The sequence below is a fragment of the Paenibacillus baekrokdamisoli genome (genome assembly GCF_003945345.1).
GTDB lineage: Bacteria > Bacillota > Bacilli > Paenibacillales > Paenibacillaceae > Paenibacillus_Z > Paenibacillus_Z baekrokdamisoli.
The window spans coordinates 3650735-3671144 of record NZ_AP019308.1; the positions used below are offsets into that span (position 1 = coordinate 3650735).

17 protein-coding genes are annotated in these 20410 nt (G+C 44.9%); 4 read left to right on the top strand and 13 right to left on the bottom strand.

The annotated features are described in order from the left end of the window. Positions 1-58: 58 nt before the first annotated feature. From EKN16_RS16420 to EKN16_RS16445, 6 genes are all read right to left on the bottom strand, one after another. Complete coding sequence (locus EKN16_RS16420; RefSeq protein ID WP_125659333.1) at positions 59-241, bottom strand: hypothetical protein; 183 nt, start codon at positions 239-241, stop codon at positions 59-61. A 344-nt stretch (positions 242-585) separates the two neighbouring features. Further along, the gene (locus EKN16_RS16425; protein ID WP_125659335.1) at positions 586-1626 is read right to left on the bottom strand and encodes a glycoside hydrolase family 18 protein; all 1041 of its coding nucleotides are present in this window, start codon (positions 1624-1626) and stop codon (positions 586-588) included. A 52-nt stretch (positions 1627-1678) separates the two neighbouring features. Continuing rightward, a complete protein-coding gene (locus EKN16_RS16430; RefSeq protein WP_125659338.1) occupies positions 1679-2701 on the bottom strand; it encodes a carbohydrate-binding family 9-like protein in 1023 nt (340 codons plus the stop codon). Positions 2702-2721: 20 nt separating this feature from the next. Beyond that, positions 2722-3600, bottom strand: a complete 879-nt coding sequence (locus EKN16_RS16435) for a sugar phosphate isomerase/epimerase family protein (protein WP_125659341.1) — start codon at positions 3598-3600, stop codon at positions 2722-2724. A gap of 43 nt (positions 3601-3643) precedes the next feature. Then, positions 3644-4930 carry an alpha-L-fucosidase gene (locus tag EKN16_RS16440; protein WP_125666351.1) on the bottom strand — a complete coding sequence of 429 codons (1287 nt, stop codon included), beginning with the start codon at positions 4928-4930 and terminating at the stop codon, positions 3644-3646. Between the two features lie 41 nt (positions 4931-4971). Beyond that, positions 4972-6384 (bottom strand): alpha-L-fucosidase, encoded by a 1413-nt coding sequence (locus EKN16_RS16445; protein ID WP_125659344.1) that lies wholly within the window; start codon positions 6382-6384, stop codon positions 4972-4974. Positions 6385-6498: 114 nt separating this feature from the next. Between EKN16_RS16445 and EKN16_RS16450 the strand changes: the two genes are divergently transcribed. Continuing rightward, the gene (locus EKN16_RS16450) at positions 6499-8796 is read left to right on the top strand and encodes a helix-turn-helix domain-containing protein (protein WP_125659347.1); all 2298 of its coding nucleotides are present in this window, start codon (positions 6499-6501) and stop codon (positions 8794-8796) included. A 116-nt stretch (positions 8797-8912) separates the two neighbouring features. Here the strand turns inward: EKN16_RS16450 and EKN16_RS16455 are convergent, their stop codons facing one another. From EKN16_RS16455 to EKN16_RS16470, 4 genes are all read right to left on the bottom strand, one after another. Continuing rightward, positions 8913-10538: an extracellular solute-binding protein gene (locus EKN16_RS16455; protein WP_125659350.1), complete on the bottom strand. Its 1626-nt coding sequence runs from the start codon at positions 10536-10538 to the stop codon at positions 8913-8915. Positions 10539-10582: 44 nt separating this feature from the next. Next, positions 10583-11491, bottom strand: coding sequence for a carbohydrate ABC transporter permease (locus EKN16_RS16460; protein WP_125659353.1), 909 nt, complete (start codon positions 11489-11491; stop codon positions 10583-10585). 19 nt (positions 11492-11510) lie between these two features. Next, positions 11511-12476, bottom strand: coding sequence for an ABC transporter permease (locus EKN16_RS16465; RefSeq protein ID WP_125659356.1), 966 nt, complete (start codon positions 12474-12476; stop codon positions 11511-11513). A gap of 466 nt (positions 12477-12942) precedes the next feature. Further along, a complete protein-coding gene (locus tag EKN16_RS16470; protein ID WP_125659359.1) occupies positions 12943-13716 on the bottom strand; it encodes a phytanoyl-CoA dioxygenase family protein in 774 nt (257 codons plus the stop codon). A 142-nt stretch (positions 13717-13858) separates the two neighbouring features. On the opposite strand from EKN16_RS16470, the gene EKN16_RS16475 reads away from it, so the two are divergent. Beyond that, on the top strand, positions 13859-14737 hold the full coding sequence (locus EKN16_RS16475; RefSeq protein WP_125659362.1) for an AraC family transcriptional regulator: 879 nt from the start codon (positions 13859-13861) through the stop codon (positions 14735-14737). A 91-nt stretch (positions 14738-14828) separates the two neighbouring features. Here EKN16_RS16475 and EKN16_RS16480 read toward each other — a convergent pair whose 3' ends face one another. The 3 genes from EKN16_RS16480 to EKN16_RS32275 all read right to left on the bottom strand — a co-directional run bounded on the left by EKN16_RS16480 (position 14829) and on the right by EKN16_RS32275 (position 16752). Beyond that, complete coding sequence (locus EKN16_RS16480; RefSeq protein ID WP_125659364.1) at positions 14829-15458, bottom strand: sigma-70 family RNA polymerase sigma factor; 630 nt, start codon at positions 15456-15458, stop codon at positions 14829-14831. 143 nt (positions 15459-15601) lie between these two features. Further along, a complete protein-coding gene (locus tag EKN16_RS16485; RefSeq protein ID WP_125659367.1) occupies positions 15602-16537 on the bottom strand; it encodes an alpha/beta hydrolase in 936 nt (311 codons plus the stop codon). Between the two features lie 74 nt (positions 16538-16611). Beyond that, complete coding sequence (locus EKN16_RS32275) at positions 16612-16752, bottom strand: hypothetical protein (protein WP_164522601.1); 141 nt, start codon at positions 16750-16752, stop codon at positions 16612-16614. A gap of 301 nt (positions 16753-17053) precedes the next feature. Between EKN16_RS32275 and EKN16_RS16490 the strand changes: the two genes are divergently transcribed. Next, complete coding sequence (locus tag EKN16_RS16490) at positions 17054-18028, top strand: aldo/keto reductase (RefSeq protein ID WP_125659370.1); 975 nt, start codon at positions 17054-17056, stop codon at positions 18026-18028. Positions 18029-18196: 168 nt separating this feature from the next. Further along, on the top strand, positions 18197-20377 hold the full coding sequence (locus tag EKN16_RS16495) for a YhgE/Pip family protein (protein WP_125659373.1): 2181 nt from the start codon (positions 18197-18199) through the stop codon (positions 20375-20377). Positions 20378-20410 lie beyond the last annotated feature (33 nt).

Sequence of the window (20410 nt, forward strand, 5' to 3'; positions counted from 1 at the left end):
CTATTACCTGAACCGCCAGTTTGATTGCCATTCGCTCCATTCCCAGTAGGAGCTTGGTCTACGCTGCCGCTCGCACCTGAGTCAGATTTGGAGCGATTCCAGCAGCTCCACTACCATCTGTTCCAACCGTCTCTTGTCCATTATTGGAAACGACTGAATTTCCACTTTGAGCTCCACATCCTGCCAGCATAACGGTCATTAGCATCACTGCGACCACGAGTTTGATACTAGAACGCTCCATAAGACTATGCCTCCGTCTCTCAATGGTCTAAAGGAGAAACTTTACCTCATTATCAAAGCCTTTGTTAACCGTTTCTCCTGACTCGAATTTTAGAATAGCATTCATAAATGAAGATCATGTGAATCTGCTGCTGCCTGATGATAAGAGGACACAAAGTTTTTTTATGTGACCCATTCCTTGTTTGCAAAAGTAAAATTGCACACCAAAAGGGATACCGCTAAAGACGGTATCCCTTTTGGTGCAAACTCGGCTTTCATAAGTAATCAATTGATAACAAACATTGAGGAGGCTAGTGCTTCCGCTAATGATTCGGCCTACGCCTATACCTATGCCTGTGCCTGTGCCTACGCCTTCAATCCTTTATGAATGGTATCGAGTAACCGATGTGTCCCGTCACAACTATACTCCCAAAACATCACACCGGCTAAACTGTTATTTTTAACATAATCGCATTTGTGCAGAAGCGATTCTTCATCGTCATAGGATATGAGGCTGCTGCCGTTGAAGAGGAACGGCGCACAAGCTTCACTATCCCAATAACGGGTATACCCATTCTTATTGATGTAATCCGCCGAAAGGGCCGTGAAGTCAGGCCCATAACCGCCCGTGCTTCCGGCCATCTGGAGAAGCCCGTTATTACGATCCGGAACTTGATGCCAGATACGGGAGTAGAATGCGGCACCAATGACTATTTTCTCCCTCGGAACACCTGCACGGATGAATAGGTTGACGGAGGCGTCTGTACTAATGCGGAACAAATCACCGGTCGGGGTAAATAAATTCGTGTGGTGACCCGTCAGCGTTTGAAATCCCCCGCGCATATCGTAGGTCATCAATTGAACAAAATCGAGATATTGCTGGACTAGATCCATCTCTGTACCGTCTACGTAATACTGGTCAGCTCCCGCAGCAATGGTAAGCAAATAATGCCGTCCGTCCTGTCCCCCTTTACGATCCAAGGCTTCCCTCATCTTCTTCAGGAGTAATGTGAAATTCGTCTTATCCTCAGGGCTCGAATGAATGTCAGCTTCTCCATAACAAGGGTATTCCCAATCCAGATCAATCCCGTCAAAAGGATAGTCGATCAATACACGGATTGCCGAATCGGCCATACGTTCTCTTCCCGCTTCGGTAGCAGCAGCTTCAGAGAATCCTCCTGCGCTCCATCCTCCGACTGACAACAGAAGGTTCAGCTCGGGATGATCGCGTTTGATCTCCTGCAGAAGGTCCATATGTTTCATATGATCCGTGCAAATCTTATCCTCCCGAACATGCCCGAATGCCACATTCAGATGAGTCAGTTTATTCAGGTCTTCCTGTGTCATCTCAGAAAGCTTGGAATCGACGACATAACCCGCAACAATGTATTCCTGTTCCTGTTTCATTAATTCGATTCTCTCCTGTCCGTCTATTATTCCTTCCATAGCTGTCCTTCTATTATTCCTTCCATAGCTTGCCGTCTTCCCTAATGTAGAAGGTTGTACGCCCATCTGATGAAGGCGTAGAAATCTGAAATAGTCTGCTGGTCGTTTCGATCACAGGTGTGATGCTCCATGGATCTTCACCCTTCAACAGCTTCTCGTCCTTGGTAAATTCACCGTGACTTGCAAAGTAATTGCGTTCACGGTAGTACAGCTTGCGCAGCTCCCATTTGATGCGTTCATCTGGTGAGAGCTGGAATGATTCAGGACCGTCCCCATCAGTGAATACGACATATCCCCATAGCTCTGGATAATGCATGTTGATAATGCCCATCGGGGACCATACCCAGTTATCTTCTGGATAAGACTTACCCGTGTCCGGATTCAGCACCTTGCGGTATTCGCCATCCTCGACCTCTGCTCGCCACTCGACTCGGGAGAAATTAACGCGCCAGAACTCGCCTTTCGCCGGCCGACGGCCTTCGGGTGCACACTCACGCAAGCTAGTCCAAGGCATCGCCACTTCAATACTCCACTTCCGATTGGCCGCTCCCGGCTTATTCAACTCGCCGTCAATATGCACTGCGCTCTGGAGTCCGTTAATATCCCAACCGTTAACCGGTGGCCCGCCGTCACGATACGGCTTAACTAACATGAGATCCCATACCGTGTTGAGCGCATTGATCTCAAATTCATAATATTGGTGCGTATCCCCATCAGGGTCAATGAAAATTTCAAAATCATTATCATAGAAAATGACCGATTCCCGCTCCGTCAACGTAGCCCAGATCTGATCTTCCATCAATTCCGCTGCAAAATAAAAATAATCGTCATCCCATAGCATCTTGACCCGGGTACGCTTCATAGGCATCGGACGAAGATCCCCTTCGATATCGACAAAATCATCCGTCCAATCTGCTTCTGCCCAGAAAGGCTTATCCACACGACCATCTAGAACAAGTGGCGCGGCCGCGCGTCTACACATATATTGTTTCGGAGCATAATCAATATTAGGCTCCGGTACTCCACTATGATTCATCTTTTCTCCTCCATGCTCGCTTAAAGGATACATTCATCCCAGAAGCGGCGTAAATTGTCCATCGCAATACGGGAGGCTGACTTGCATTCTTCCATCCCTTCAAATTCAATCGTGATATACCCATCGTAGCCAGATTCCTTGATCAGCTTGACGATCTTGCGAATATCGATATCACCTTGACCCACAATAGCTCCGCGCAAATAGTTCCCGTTCGAAGTCGTGAACCAATCTCCACCACCTGGATGCTCGTCATACGCCCGGAAGTAGAAATCCTTGAAATGAATAAGGGATGCATAAGGCAGGTTCTTTTTCACTCCGATAATCGGATGCTCGTCCACACACATGAAATTCCCGATATCGAGTGTGGTCTTGAAATTAGGACGGTCTACCGCGAGCAAGACGCGCTGCACCCGGTCGCTGGACTGTACGCTGAAGCCGTGATTCTCGATCGTCGTCGTGATGCCATACTGCAATGCGTAATCGGCAATGTGCTGACTGCCTTTAACCATCAGATGCAGATTCTTCTCGAACCATTCGATGGTTGTCTTCTCTTGAGGCAGGGTAAACGCGGTAACATCATGACGCATATGCTTCATGCCGAGACGGTGAACAAGATCGACATGCTGTTTGATCCGAGCGACTTCCTCATCGAATAATGACTCGGTCTCCTGAACAAAATTTGCCGGCATCGAATAGTTGGACAGCTCGATTCCAACTTCCTTCGCCTTCTCCCGAACGGCATCCGCAAGTTCCAAGGAATCGACCAGCGAGTACCCATACGGGACAATCTCCATATGCTCCCCGTTATTATCCGCAATCCACTGAATGACATCAAGTATGCTCATCTCTCCAGACTTAATTGCTTGCAATAAACTGTATGAGCTTAATCCAATTTTCATGATTCCTTCTCCTTCAGGTTGGGCGACTCCGCCATAAGTCTTACTAATTGTGTGAAACAACAACTCCAGAACCGCCGTACATATCCAGTTCTTCGTCGAACTCTAGTTTAAGTACGGTTACTTGTTCATGGGTATCTTCAGGTGTCATGTGAATCCATGTTGTACCTGGAATGTTGAACCAAGGCACGCCGCCATGAATTTCATGCGTAAGCTCTTTGCCAGAGTGAAGAACAGTGATTCTCTTGATCGGGTTTGATAGTCCTTTCAGACATACATTCTCTTTCGGATCGTCATATACAAAAAGGTACAAGGTCTGTTTATCTTTAGAAATTGTACTTCCTCCTAAGTAATAACGTGTCATAATTCCTTCATCTGTTCCAAAAACAGCTTCTTCATGCGTTCTAATCCATTCACCTAGTCCTAACAGAATATCTTCTTGTCTCTTATCGATCGTTCCATCTTCCATCGGCCCGATATCCAGCAGCATATTGCCTCCCAATGTGATGCAATCACAAAACATTCGGATGATTTGGTTCAACGATTTATACTGATTATCCGTCGGTACATAACCCCAAGAACTATTGATCGTTGTGCAGAACTCCCATGGTCCCTCTGGTCGCGTAATCGGAATACCTTGCTCTGGGGTTTTGTAGTCTCCATGGCCTTGCAGACGCGAGTTGATCAAGATATCAGGGTTAAACGATTGCAGGTACTGCTTGAACTCAGGCAAATCCCACTGCTCGGCACTTCTTTCCCAATCTCCATCAAACCACAAGAGATCAACTTTACCGTAGTTCGTTAAAATCTCTTTCAGCTGATCCCTGTTAAACTGTAAAAAATCGTTCCATTTCTCTTCATCTTGAATGCCGTCTATAGGGCTGGAAAATTTATTTACTTTGCTTAGATCCTCGGGTACTTTGCCACCTTCATATACACTTGGATAATCGGGGTGTGACCAATCGATCAGAGAATAGTACATGCCAAGGCGAATGCCTTTTTTAGTTATAGCTTCCGCATATTCTTTAATAAGGTCTCTTTTGACTGGCGTCTTTTTCACAACGTTTAAATCACTAAATTGAGTATCCCATAAGGCTACACCATCATGATGTTTCGTCGTAAGGACAGCGTATTTCGCACCTGACTTTTCAATGAGATCGGCCCATTTGTCTGCATCAAACTTCGATGCCGTGAAACCATCTAATTGCTTCATGTATTCATCATAAGGCATTCTTCCATTATAGAAAGACCATGATTCAGAAACTCCCTCTACTGCATAAATACCATAGTGAATAAAAATCCCTAGTTTTGCTTCCTCGAACCATTTTTGCATCTTTTTCATCTCCCATTACACCTTCCTCTTCTGTTTGTGCCTTACTGTATTCGAAATACATGCGCAATCGGTGCTTTATCCAGCCGTTCACTCTCCGGGAGACGCACAGCGATTCCATTCTCCGTCCGGCGGTAATTCAGATTGTCTTGCCCGCCAACGAGATCAATCTGGCTAATGGTTGCCTGTAGTGGGAGGTGTATCTCTTCCTCGACCGCTTCATGCTCATCTTTATATAAGTAGAAGGCATAGGTCGTATCACCTTTCTTAGTGAATTGGTAGTTGCCTACAGAATACGGCTCGCAAATCCGCGTTCCATAGATCGCTTCACCATGAACCTTGAGCCACTCTCCTATTCCCTTAATCCGGGAAATTGCAGTTTTAGGAAGCCTCCCATCTGGCTGCGGTCCTACGTTAAGGGCGAGATTGCCGCCTTTAGCGACAATTTCAATGAGCAAATGAACCAACTGCCGCACCGATTTATACTCATCCTCATAACGGAAAGAGAATGAGGTGCCCATCGTAATACAGCTCTCCCACGGAACATTCAGCGGATGCTCAGGCAGTGTCTGCTCAGGTGTAATCACATTCTCATAAGGACCTCCGATGGTACGGTCAGCCGAGAGCAACCAAGGTTGTTTTTCACGCGCCTTGTCCACTGCTTCACCAAGTCTGATGTTCTGGTCGCCGTAGTCATTGACCCATCCTGCATCGAGCCATAGCATATCAATACGGCCGTAACCCGTCATCAGCTCGTTAATCTGCTTATGGGTGAATTGCACGAATTGCTCCCACAGCCAAGGATATTCCTTTGGATCATAGGAAGGTCCACGCGACGTAAAGGTTCCACGCTCCATGCCTGGTGCCCAGTAGTGAGGCGTGTGCCAGTCGGCCTTCGAGAAGTAAGCAGAGATACCTAAACCTTTTGCACGGAAAGCATGGAATAGCTGCTTGCAGATGTCGGCATATTTATGCGTATGGAATGGACAGGCCGGACCTGTGATGCGGTAGTCGGTCGTGTGCGTATCCCACATGCAGAAGCCGTCATGATGCTTGGTCGTGAAATTCAAATATTTGAAGCCGTTCTCTGCAGCCAAATCTGCCCATAGCTCAGGCTGAAAGCGGAGCGGGTTAAACGTCTTGTTTAATCCAAAGTACTGCCGTTTCAATTCTTCAGCATCGACATCCCAATCGATGCCATCGCGGGACCATTCTTCATCTTTGTCGCTGAGTGCCCACGATTCTACGACGCCAAGCTGAGCGTACGGTCCCCAGTGCATCATGAGACCCAGCTTCTGATCCTTGAACCATTCTAGACGCTCAAGCAGAAGCGGATTCTCAGGCTTCACCCATTCTGCTTCACTGCTGTAGTTATGAACTCCCTGCTCGACCACTTGATCCATTTCATATTCTTGTTCTTGTTCTTGTTCTTGTTCTGTAACATGCTTTTCACTCATAATAGACCTCCAATGATAGATTCATCTTCAAGCAATACTTGCGCTCTATGTCCAAACGGTAGATTTGTTGTTATCATTAAAAAACATCGGCAATAATAACAGGAGGCAGAATAAATGAATCGGAATTACTTCAAATCCAAACTATTCTTAAAATATATATGGTCCTACTTATTCATTTTGCTTCTCCCATTAATCCTCATTACCGTTTTCATTTATGAGAACGCTGTCAGCAACCTCAGGTCAGAGATTGAACAATCTCATCTCAATCAATTAACACAAACGAAAACGATTATTGACGGCCGAATGAAAGAGCTCAGCGAAATCGCCTCTCGTGTCTCCTATGACCAAAGGCTGACCCCTTATCGAGTCCATGATCCTTATTACAGCGGTGAAGCGATTCAAGCGCTGGATCAATACAAAGCATCAAGCTCTATCATTGGTGAAATGTTCCTGTATTTTCACAAGGATGATAAAATCTACTCTTCCAAAGGAATGTCGAATCTTAACGTGTTTATAAGTAATTATAGCTTTCACAAATGGAAACAAGCGGACCTCACCCAAGACTTGAACAGCGTGATATTTCCATCCATGCGTCCGGCCGATCTCGTCAATCGTAACACTCACTTGCAGCAATCAATGCTGGCTTATCTGGTTCCAATTACACCGAACAGCCCTAACCCGCATGGCACGATCATGTACTTAATCCAGGAATCCGAGCTAACCGGCTTGATCGATTCGATTCTTGGGAAGTTCCAAGGATTATCCTATATTTTCGATAATAATGGTCAAATTCTGACCAATAATCGCCAGGGGGAATCCCTTGTGGATGCGGATGCCAAATCGCTCTTTAAGCTCTCTTCAGGTATTCACAGTAAAACTATAAACGGCAGCCAGCATTCTATCGTATCTGTCAAATCAAAGGAAAACGGATGGACCTATGTGACATTGATGCCAAGCGCTCAATTCTTCAGCAGCGTGCTGCATGTTCGCAGCTTCATCATCATGTTGTTCTGCATCGTTGTACTTGTGGGTGCTGCAATTGCTCTCTTGCTTGCTAGAATGCAATATCAACCGATATCCGTCCTGTTGGAATTCGCGAACTCCAAATCCAAACCGAACGGCTCGGCAGCTCAGTCCGTACCCTCCGGCAATGAGCTTGAGCGAATTCGAACAGCTCTGCAGGATTACAGCTCTCGGGTGGATCTTCAGGAGCCCTATGCACGCAATCATTTTCTGTCCATGCTGCTGAAATACGGAAACGCCCAGAGCATGACGCCAGCTCTCATGTCAGCGTTCGACCTTCAATTCGACCGTTCTCATCACTTCGTGATGGTCATCGGATGGGTTGAATCAGAAGATCATCTAGGCGACAGACAAGATCGACAAGAAATTATCGAGCTGCTTGCCCAAGTGGAGTTCCCGGAACTAGCTGCACATGCCTATGGTGTTGAGCTCCCGCAGCCGAATCAGCTCGCACTCATTGTCAGTTTTAACCTTGATGATACTATGCAGGAATTCATTCACGTCAGTCATATCGTCGAAGCGGCACGCAGTAAAATGCTCGAAAATTTCGATGTGATTCCGATGATTGGCGTCGGGATCTGCTATTCTAATCCTAACCAGCATAATCAGTCCTTTATTGAAGCCTGTTCCGCATATGAGCTTCGTATGTCAACTGGGCATGGCAGTGTCACTTATTTTGAGAATCTGTCTTATACGCCGGATCACACCTACTGGATTCCTAATAACGTGTTGTTGAAGCTCTCACAAAGTTTGAAGCTAGGAAGCTATGATGTGGCGGCACAGATAATCAGTCCAACGATCCGAAGTTTGCATTCTTCCGATCTTTCTACATTAATCATGCGCTGTATATGCTTTGACCTTCTGAATACGATGCTGAAGACTGCATCTGAACTCGGCATCCATAACGTCATGCAGGAAATTCCCCATAATATGATTGTCAATTCATTAGATGAATTAGAGCGCAGTTTCCTTAATCTTGCTTCCCGGATCTGCACGCAGGTTGAGCGGAATACGAAGAAGGAAGAACATTCACTAATGGATCAGGTAGTTGCCTACATTGACAGTCACTTTATGGATCATACACTCAGTCTCGAGACGCTATCCTTCGAGTTCGCCATCTCACCTTCGCATATCAGCCGTTCATTCAAGGAGAAGATGGGCCTGAACTTCATTCCGTATATTTGGAATAAAAGGCTGGAAGAGGTCATGCACCAATTAAAAACAACGAATGATGCGTTAAAGGACATCATTATACGTGTCGGATACCTCGATACACCTAACTTTATCCGTAAATTCAAGAAAGAAACCGGCTATACCCCAGGCCAATACCGTAAGCTCTACTCGGAAAACGAGCTGGCGGATACAGCATTGAATTTCGATGAAGAATAACAAAATATGATGCCAATATACCCGATCACCATTAAGCATGACCGGGTATATTGGCTTTTTTTATTCATTCATTCATTCATACATTCATTCATTCATGCATGAATTGAATAGTCATCCTACTTTTTCGAACCGTTCCATCGATCGTATGCGCCTTGATAGAGTTCGGCTATACGGTCACCGCCCATTTTTTTGATTTGAGCCGTATACTTATCCCAGTTAGCGAGTGGTTCTTGACCTGTTACGAACTTCGCTTCCATCTGAATCACATACGTGTTCAGATCGGACAGCAACGCGGAAGCTTCGCTCTGCTCTTCATTCGTTAAATAAACGTTAGGGAACGGCGCTTTGCCGATTGGAGTAAGTTTCTCCGCATTTTCCTTATCGATCCATGTGTCGAAATCGCTTTTAAGTCCTTTAGTAAGATCGGCTTCGTTCATACCAGGCGTGAGGATACCATAGTTAGGCGTCATCGTACCGCGGTATTCTTCACGATCTACGCCGCCAGGAACGGGAAGCCATTCTTTCTCATGTGTATCCTTGTTTTTGTATTTCCACAGCAGGTTCTCAGGACCTTGTGCGAATAGTGTAGCACCTTCATAGCTGTATAGGTAATCGATCCAACGCATTGTCGCTTCAGGATCCGGATTGCTTTTCGTAATGGCAAAGGTACCGTTCGCTGAGATACCTGGATGCTTACCATAGACAGGTGAGTCCGCAATTTCACTCTTCACAGGAGTCATCAATGGATTGTCTCCACTTGGTTCACCGCCAAGCGTGAAGTAAGGGTAGTAGTCATTGAACAAGGCAATTTGATTGTTTTTTCCTTTGGCTTTCTTCTGATCAGGAGTTTGCGAGAATGTCTCGTGGTCAAGTAAATTGTCTTTCCAAAGACGATTCATAAATGTCAGATAGCCTTTGTAGCCTTCTTCTTGTGGTGTATAGTGCACTTTACCAGCCTTATCGGCATAGATAACCTCATCATAAATGCCCCAGAAACCAAGGAAGTACATACGCAAATCGTCTAGTTTAACGGAAGTGAGCGGAATTTCATCCTTTTTCCCGTTGCCGTTCGGATCTTCTTCCTTAACACGCTTCAGGAAAGCATAGAGCTCATCTGTTGTCTTAGGCAATTCGGTAACCCCCAGAGCTTTCAGGAACTTGCCGTTATACCACATCGGGCTGCGATACCAGACCGCTGCTAGATCGATATTCGGAAGCGCATACATATGGCCGTCAGGTGTTGTAAAAGACTTGCGAATACCTGGATTCGCGTCGAAAATCTTCTTCAGGTTCGGCGCATAACCGTTATCAATATAACTTTCGAGAGGAATAAGAACGCCCTGACTGCCGTATGTTACTTGTTCAGCAGGCTTGAGATCAGCAGCATAGAACATATCTGGCAAATTGCCGCTAGCAAATACCAAGTTTTTCTTCGTTGCGAAGCTGTCTATCGGCGAATTTTGGTATACCATCTTGATGCCTGTCAATTTCTCCATCTCTTGAAGGACGGGCATTTTGTTCCAGTCCGCAACGCCAGCGTCTTGAGACATCATTGTCAACGAAAGCGGCTTACTAACAATCGGAAACCCTTCTTTCTTGACGTCCGAAACCGCCTTGGAAGATCCCGTGTCAGTTGAACTGCCAGCAGTACCCTCGTCTTTGGACGAACCGCAACCTGCAAGTGATGACATGAGTAAAGTAAGACCTAACAATAAGATGGACGATTCACGAAGCTTTTTCATCAAACATTCTCCCCTTTAGTTAAATTAATTGCTTATGAGTAAGATCAGCCCTTAACGGAACCAATCATGACACCTTGTACAAAATAACGCTGAAGGAACGGATAAATCGCAATAACGGGTACTGTTGCTACAATAATGACTGCATATTTGACCAGTGCGGCAATCTCAGCTTTGTTGTTAAGTGCCGCTGCTGATGACGCATCTATGGCGCCCCCGCCCTGTGCCGACATTTCTTGCAGAACAAGAATTTGTCGTAGGACGAGCTGCAGCGGGTATTTATCTGCATCATTCAAATAGATAAGTGCCGAGAAGTAGCTATTCCAGTTACCAACACCGTAGAATAATCCCATAACAGCGATAATCGGCATCGATAACGGTAGAATGATTTTGATGAATAACCGCATGTTCGTGCATCCATCGATTTGAGCGGCTTCCTGCATTTCCTTCGGGATTGAAGACTGAAAGAATGTCCGCGATACAATGATGTTCCAGATCGAAGCGGCTGAAGGAATAACAATCGCCCACATCGTGTTTACCATGCCTAATTCTTTCACGAGCAGGTATGTCGGCACAAGACCGCCGCCGAAGAACATGGTCACCATGAACATACCCATAAAAAAGTTTCGTCCCACAAAGTCTTTGCGGCTCAAGGCATATGCCGCTGGCAGCGTAACGATTAAATTGATCAACGTTCCTACTACTGTATAGAGAATGGTGTTCCCATATCCAGTCCAAATACTCGCGTTCGCGAAAACTCTTCTGTAACCTTCAAAGGTAATGCCTTTGGGCCACAGCCACATTTCACCAGCAGCGACTAACTTCGGATCACTGATTGAAGCACTGACCATATATATTACTGGATAAGCCACAATAATAAAGGCTAGAAACACATAAATATAGTTACAAATAACGAATGCTCTATCCCTACCGGTTTCTTTAACAGCAGAAATCATCGATTCTCACCTCCTTCTCTTACCACAAGCTGTTACTCTCATTGGAACGGCGAACGATCTGGTTCACAACAATCAATAGGATCGCGTTAACAACAGAATTGAACAACCCGACCGCCGTCGAGAAACTATATTGGGCATCCACGAGTCCCGAACGATATACGAAGGTCGAAATGACATCCGAAGCTCCCATGTTCAATGGATTTTGCAGCAATAATATCTTCTCAAATCCTACCCCAAGCAGACTACCCATATTGAGTATTAATAGAATGGTAATTGTTGGGATGATCGTCGGAATGTTAATGTAGCGAACACGTTGGAAACGTGAGGCGCCATCGATAATGGCTGCTTCATGCAGACCTGGATCAACACCTGATAGCGCTGCCAAATAGATTATCGTACCCCAGCCTGCGCTCTGCCAGACGCCCGAGAACACATACATCGTCTTAAACCATCTCGGGTCCGTTAAGAAATCGGGTGCTTTGAATCCAAGCCATTCAATCAAGTGAGTAACCATTCCCGCTGAGGGAGACAAGAACGTAATGATCATCCCCGCCATAACGACCACGGAAATAAAGTGAGGCGCATAAGTAATGGTCTGAGCGGCCCTTTTAAAATACCCGTTCTTTATCTCGTTGAATGCCAAAGCCAGTAGAATTGGAATCGGAAAGCCAATGGCCAGTTCATACAAGCTGATACTTAGTGTGTTCCATAATAAGTCCCAGAAGTAATAAGAATGAAAGAAACGGATAAAGTGATCGAACCCGACCCAAGGGCTTCCGAAGATCCCTCTTGTTGGAATGAAGTTCTTAAAAGCGATTTGTATGCCGTACATCGGACCATAAGAAAAAATAAGAAAGTATAAAACCGCCGGTGCTATAAATACATATAGCTCCCAATTTAGCAGGACTCTCTTCCATACTTTACTCTTTTCTTTCTTTTGTTCCGGAAGCGCTCTGCCTGCTAAGATACTTTTAGTATCCTGCATAGTATCACCCCCTCCTATTCAGTTAGTGTTTCTCTTGCTAAGTTGTCTTCGCCAGGATCGATATTTGCTAGCGCTTACAAAACATAGCCGAAAACAGATGAACTCGTAAATATGTCATTTTCGATTAGGGTACAAACCGCATAACAGCAGGGATTCCGCGGGAATGGAGAGATCATATAGATCTAAATAAGAGGTGTGAAATGTGTCATTTTTGATCAAAAACCTTTGTTTTTCCCCTTGCGCAATTTTAACCTATCCCCCTTTTCACGTTAATAAGACCTTCATTATGGATTCTTCCTTGCGAAATCATGAATAACATGTAAGCAGTTACATTTGGGAATGTTGAAGTGTCCTTCGTAACACAAAAAAGCCAGCGATGAGCTCACTTGGCTCTCACTGGCTTCTGCTGGATTCCGTTCCATTCAGTTCGATGCTGCTTGATTCCATGAACAGCATCCTCTTAAAGTTAGAGGATTTGGTAGTCCGGTTTTACTTTATCAAAATTCGGATTCTCTCCACAGACCATAAGCCCCATGCCCCAATCATAATGCTCCTTCGTCGTCGGGAAGTCCGTCGCGCTCCGGTACTGGAACAGCACATTGCGGCGTGTCCGCTCACTTCGGTTAGCTGGAGAGCCATGAATCGTCAAATAGTTGAAGAAAAGAACGTCGCCAGCCTCTGCTATACAAGGGGTTCCCATAGAAACGGGATATTCCTTGGCATTGAGATAATGTTTGCCGACATGCGGAAGTGTTCCTTCTTTATGTGAGCCCGGAATGACATGCAAGCAGCCATTATCCACATTCGCATCGTCCAAATGGACGCTGGCTGCAAGCATCGTATGCAGCTCATGCGGGAAATAAGGGGCGTCCTGATGCATTGGGAAAGCTGCGCCGTTCTCAGGCGGCTTCACTAACATCTTGGAATGATGAAGCTGTACGTTCGGACCAATCAGCTGGGATAGAACAGCTGTCATATTCGGATGAATGATTGCTCTCATGAATGCTGCATCATGATAATGAACATCATGGAAGCCTTTAAGCACAAGCTTCTTCAGCTCTTCAGGCGGCAGGAAATCCCCTTGCCATTGTGCATTATCATCTTTATTGATCTTAGCAGCACGATCAATGATCTTCCCTACTCCGTTTCTCATCTCTTCGACTTCTTCTTTATTGAATACACCCTTGACCAGCAAGTACCCTTGTTCATTGTAAAAATCAACATCCTGTGCTTTAATCATGATAGATCCTCCAGTGGGATGAAATGTCTTACTTATGGCTTTATTATAGCTTTGTCTGCGTATTCAAGTCTTTATCCAAGCAAGTCATCTTTTTGTCTTTTCACGCCATTTATTAATACTACAGTTAGGAGATGTCTTCGATATGTATCAATGGATGGCGAGTGACCGATGGCTGAATCAATATGCACTGCGGCTGCAATCCCAAGGTGCCGTCTTCACCGTTCATTATTGGGGCGCAGATGAGAATCACTTCTCGAACCTTGTTCATAAGCATTCCTTCTTCGAAATATGCTATGTCCTAGATGGTGAGGGCACTTATGTCGATCAAGAGATGCAATATCCTTTAACCGCACATACACTCTTCTACTCCCGTCCTGGAATTACGCATCAAATACAGTCAACACTTGGTCTGCAGCTGCTCTTCGTTGCCTTCGAGCTTGATGAGAACCAAAGCTCGGTTCCAGCTCGCAATACCTTTCAAGCATTAGCATCAACAGAGACCGTCTACATGACGGATGCGGAGCAGCATCCAGCTGCACAGCTATGGCGTTCACTTCTTCGACGCACGGATAATCAAAGTACTTTGCCTGAAGCATTAGTTCCTGAGCTAGCTGGCGTACTTATAAATTCACTTGCTGCTTTATTTAATAACCAAGCCGCGGCACCTGGGCCTGTCCCACGCCGAAGCTCATCCGCATTATTGAAGCAAGCTAAACGATATATAGGTGATAATTTATCCGACGATGAATTGTCGCTTGGCAAAGTCGCCGCCCATATTAATCTATCCTCCAGACAGCTGTCACGATTGTTCTCCGACAATATCCTTGAATCCTTCACGGAATATGTGAGGCAGCAGCGTGTTCGGAAGGCGGGTGAGCTGCTTCGCCGCTCTGATTATTCCATTAAAGAGATTGCCGAGATGACCGGCTTCGGGTCCGTTCATTACTTCACGAGAACCTTCCACGCGCTCATGCAAGCAACCCCTGCACGTTATCGTGATGAAACGTTCATCAATGACTGATATCAGCTAGACACTCCAGCACAACAATAAAAGCCTTTAACTTGCGCCATCGGCGTCGTTAAAGGCTTGCTAAAAATTCTAAATTTCGATTTTAGAAGAAGCTGAACATCAATGAGGAATAAATAAGAAGCGTCTTACCCCACCGTTTCTTCATGAAGTCCTTGCTGCGGTGAATACGGGATTTGACTGTATTAACCGGAATATTGTTGGCACGTCCGATGTCTTCCATCGACATCTCCAGTACGTAACGCTGGTAAACAACACTCTTATATTTATCTGGCAGCTTTTCAATCATTTCAGCCATCTTATCTGAGAATTCACGTTCAATGACTTCCCCTTCAGGAGACATGGCGGTGTTCGGAATGACATCATGCAGCGAGAGATTCTGATCGGAATGAGCAACGATTGGTTGATCGAGCGGCAATGAAGGTGCCTTTCTTCGACGCAGCAGATCCAAACAAATATTTTTGCCGATATGAAAAATCCAAGTCGAGAACCGTTTGTTCTCATCAAACCGATTTAAATTCAAATATACCTTTAGAAAGGTCTCCTGAACGACATCCTCGCACTCTGTCTTACTCCGTAAGATACGATGCGCCATATTAAAAATTTTGTCCTTGTACAATTCAACTAATTTGTTGAAAGCAATCTGATCGCCCTGCCTCGACAACAACACCAACTGAGCCTCGTTCACCGCAAATTCTCCTCTACTGCCCGTCATCCATCTTTATCTCCTATTATAGCAGGAAAATTTAGAAACGCATCTGAAAAAGCACGCGTTTCTAGGAAGTTTATGAACTGCTGGTGAATTTGATGCTAAAGTTGCTCTCCGTATACCTCCAGCTCCGATAATTGTGTCTTGTCTTATTTTATTCCTTCCATAAAGCTCCTAAAGTTTTCAACGATTTCTTTTGATCTGGTATGGTGTAAATAATGTCCTCCTTCAAATGTCATCACTTTCCCGTTCACAGAATCTTTTATCTGTTCTTCATGTTTTGCTTCCCATCCTGCAACTTCCGTATCATTGTTTTGTAAAAAGAAAATAACAGGAAGATTTTTAGGGAATTTAAAATGTTCGGCAGCTTTAAAATTATTATTAAAATTTTTCCCTTCGCTTATGATGTTTGGATTCATCATGTTTTTGAGAGAAATCATTCGAATTTGCTCTCTTGTCTCATCATCAACTTCTGGTGTAATAAGTTGGTCAGGATTTAGTTTCATTATTAATCTGTAGAAACCTGATTTATTGAGTAGTCCATAGAGTTCTGCTGGGAATTCATCCGTACCACCTTGCGTTGGAAAACTACTATCAATCCCAACAAATGCACGAACTTCTTTTTCGTATTTGTTCACATATTCTAGTCCGTAAATTCCGAAAATCGAGTGACCCATCAGAGTATACCGGTCAATATTTAGTTTCTGTAAACATTCATGAATTTCATCTACAATATTATCAATGGTTCGTTCTTTTTCAGTTATATCACTTAATCCATAACCAAAAGGCTCAATCACTACTACCTTGTAATATGGAGATAGCTCTTCCACTAGTGGCTTAAAATCAATACCTGGCGCTGCTGTTGCAAAACCCGGAAGCAGCACGACCGTTTCTTTGCCCTTTCCTTGAATCGTAACATTCATATTTTTCCCATCGACTGGTACAAGCTGTCCATAGGATACAATTTTTGCTTTCTCCGATTTGTTACAGACAATATTAACTATATAAACAGTTAATAGAAAAACTCCGATTGCTATAAATATAGCAACTATTATTTTAAGTAGAATGATTAGTATTTTTTTCATAATTCAATTCAATTCCTTTCCTAATGAGCTTAGTGCTGATAAAGTTTCTTCATTATAGAGCTCTTTTGAGACATTCAATATTTGATTAATTGTTTATTCCGAGTTCTATTTTTTTCATATCCTTCCTCGCCCGAGGTGGGTTTTAATTGAGCCGTGAATATTTTGATCGTCATTTTACCCGATCCGCTTGGTCCTAAAAATATCATCTTCTCCATGCGCTCTAAGCCTCCATGTTGTTATCTGGTATACCCTAATACTAGTACGGATCTAACTAAGCGGCATTATAATCCCATCCAAAGGAGCATACAGACAGGCGAATGGTGCCTATTTAGAGGTGAATGGATCAATAGGGGGGCTGTTTGGAGGCGCTAGAAAAACGATCCTGTTGACCGCTATACTTTCGATCACTATATATACCGTGTATCATTTCATAACCTAATTTTCACTACTTTTCTTTATGCGCTTGTTGCTTCATAATGAGACGGGTACTGCAAACCTACTAATTGGAGGTTCATAATGACGAAATCTATCCCTTTAAAACTTCGTGATATTAACGCAAGCCAGCTTGTTCTGGGCTGTATGAGACTTGGCGGTGGTTGGGATCAAACCCCAATTACAGCTGAGCATATTAAAGAAGGCCATGAAGCCCTTGATGCTGCGCTTGAAATTGGCATTAATATGTTTGACCACGCTGATATTTACACAAAAGGTAAAGCGGAGCAAGTATTTGGAGAAGTGCTGAAGGAGCGTCCAGGACTTCGCGAGCAGATTCTTATTCAATCCAAATGCGGTATCCGGTTCGGCGATGAAGTAAACCCGCATCGTTTTGATTTCTCCGAAAGCCATATTTTGAATAGTGTGGATGGTATTCTAGAGCGTCTTGGAACTGAATACATCGACTTTCTGCTTCTGCACCGTCCAGATCCGCTAGTCGAACCTGAAGAAGTGGCAAGTGCCATTCATAAGCTGAAGGCTTCCGGCAAAGTACGTTACTTTGGGGTATCCAACATGAGCCAAGGACAAATTCGTTTGCTGCAGGCTTACTCCGACGAGCCGTTTATTGTGAACCAACTGGAGATGAGCTTGAAGAAGATCGGCTTCGTAGAAACCGGCGTACACGTCAACCAAGAGGCTGCCAAGAACAATGTCTTCCCAGAGGGCACGATTGAGCACTGCCGTCTAGAAAATATCCAGCTTCAATCATGGGGGCCCCTTGCACAAGGTGTTTACTCCGGCCGTTCCTTGGAAGAGGAAAGCGAAACCGTTGTGAAAACAGCTGCATTGGTACAGAAACTGGCCGAAGAGAAGAATACGACACCTGAGTCGATTGTTCTCGCTTGGCTGATGACACATCCAGCTGGCATTCAGCCTGTTATCGGAACTATTAATGCGAAGCGTATTCTTGCCTGCAAGGATGCAAGCACACTTCGATTGACACGTGAGGAATGGTACACTCTCTATATCAGCTCCCGCGGCGTGAATATGCCCTAGTAGTTTTCAATGTTAAGTAAGCTTATTTATAGTGAAAAAGCTGGCGACCGCCTCTCGATTTATTGGGAGGTATTCGCCAGCTTTTTGCTTTGTATTGAAATCAGTTCCTTTGAATATCCTAACATGGACAACATAGGAAGAAGCTATTCCCAACCTCGGAGGTTATGTATGAATCCTTTTCACGTTTTTGCGCGAGATTTTCGATATTTCATCAAACAGCCGATGCTTATCGTTACATTTATCGCTGTCGCTTTCATACCGATTCTATACAGCGGTTTCTTGATAAAAGGGGCCTGGGATCCTTACGGTAAACTAAAAGAGCTTCCAGTTGCTGTCGTCAATCTCGATCAGGGTGCGAATTTCCAAGGCAAATATATGACAGTAGGCAATGAATTCGTCGATGAACTTAAGAAAAACCGAAGCTTCGATTGGCGATTCGTTAGCGATCAAGAAGCCCGCCAAGGGATGAAGAAGAATCATTATTATGCGACAATCACCATCCCTGCTGGATTCTCCGCAGATGCCGCCTCTCTAACAAGCAATAATCCAAAACAAGCTGAAATTATCTATGAATCGAACAGCTATTATAACTTCGTTGCAGGTCAAATCAGCGAAAATGCGACCAAAGAACTGAGGAATAAGCTGTCTAAAAATCTTACTGAAGCTTATTCCAGAAGTATTTTCTCACAATTTGAGACAATATCCAGTGGATTCCAAACCGCTGCCGAAGGCGCTGTGAAGCTGAATGAAGGAGCAAGCCAGTTAAATGCAGGAATGACCAAATTAAAGACCAGTACAGCGCAATTAGCAAGCGGAGCGGACAAGCTAGGCAGCGGTGCCCAGCAATTGCAGACCGGTGCTGTCAAGCTGCGAAATGGAGCGTCGCAAGTTAGTACAGGTGCGGCAGACCTTGCTAGCGGTGCAGGGCAGTTGGCTGCAGCAGGGACGAAGCTCCAGCAAGGTGCCGCTAAGACCGTCGAAGGCTCCTCAGCCTTTATCTCCGGAATAAAGGCAAGCAAAGTCGGGGCCGATCAATTAACGGCTGGTATCGAATCATCTGCATCAGGAAGCAAGCAATTGGCGGCAGGTCTCAGTGCTTCTGCTGATGCCAGCAAAGAACTATCCGATGGCAGTGAGCAAGTCGCAGCATCATTGAAGCAGCTGATGAGCGCCAATTCTGATCTGGCTGGCAATGCAGACCTGCAAAAAATTCTCGCTGCAAGCGAGACCGTTGCGCATGGAGCCAAAGCTTTACATACGGGCCAAAACCAGCTTCTCTCCGGCAGCCAGACTCTTGACCAAGGACAGCAGAAGCTTTTATCAGGCAGCAAGCAATTGAGCAGCGTTCAGCAGCAATTATTACAGGGTGCCATAAGTTTACAGGAAGGACAACAGCAGCTGAACAGTGGTTTGAAACAGTTCAACTCCAAATTCACTTCGCTTGTCAGTGGCAGCAGCAAACTACAGCAAGGAGCAGGTGCGTTAGGTCAGGGTGCGGATCAATTGGTCAGCGGACTAGGAACGTTAGTTGATGGAATTAGTAAAGTCGCAAGCGGCGCCAAGCAGTTGGATTCCGGCGCTGCACAATTAAGCGTTGGAGCCGTCAAATTAGTCGACGGCAGCAGCGAGCTTGCGACCAAACTAAAGGAAGCAGCTAAGAAGACCTCCGATATTAAAGCAGATGATAAAATGATCCAAATGCTTGCACAGCCCGTTGCAATTAAGGCTAATGATGACCGGAAGGTAACCCTGTATGCAAACGGTATCGCTCCGTATTTCCTCTCCATGTCATTATTTGCTGGGGGACTAATATTCACAACCATGTTCTCTGCTCGCAGCACCACCGTTGAGGGAGCAACTGGAATCGGATTATTTATTAGTAAAATGCTCATATTTGGCATCATGAGCTTGATTCAATCCTTAATTGTGAGCACCGCTATCGTGTTTATTCTTGGACTGAAGGTGCAGAGCATTCCGTTGTTCTACTTGTATACGACCTTGGTTGGCTTTACTTTTATGTTTGTCATCCAGGCCTTTGTTACTTGGTTGGATCAACCCGGGCGTTTTGTGGTGCTATTGCTTATGATCTTTCAGCTCGCATCGAGTGCAGGAACTTTCCCACTCGAGCTGCTGCCAAACTGGGCGAAAGCCATGAATCCTTGGCTGCCGATGACATACAGCATACGTGGTTACAGAGATGTCATCTCGAGCGGGGATTACACAAATATGTGGCATCAGCTTACCTATCTGGTAATATATATCGTCATCTTCGTCATTCTGACTTTCACCTATTTCTTGATTAGAAGAAAGGGAACTACCGACGAACAGCTGATGCCAGTGAAAATATAAAATCATAAAGAGCAGCCCGAAACGATGATTTCC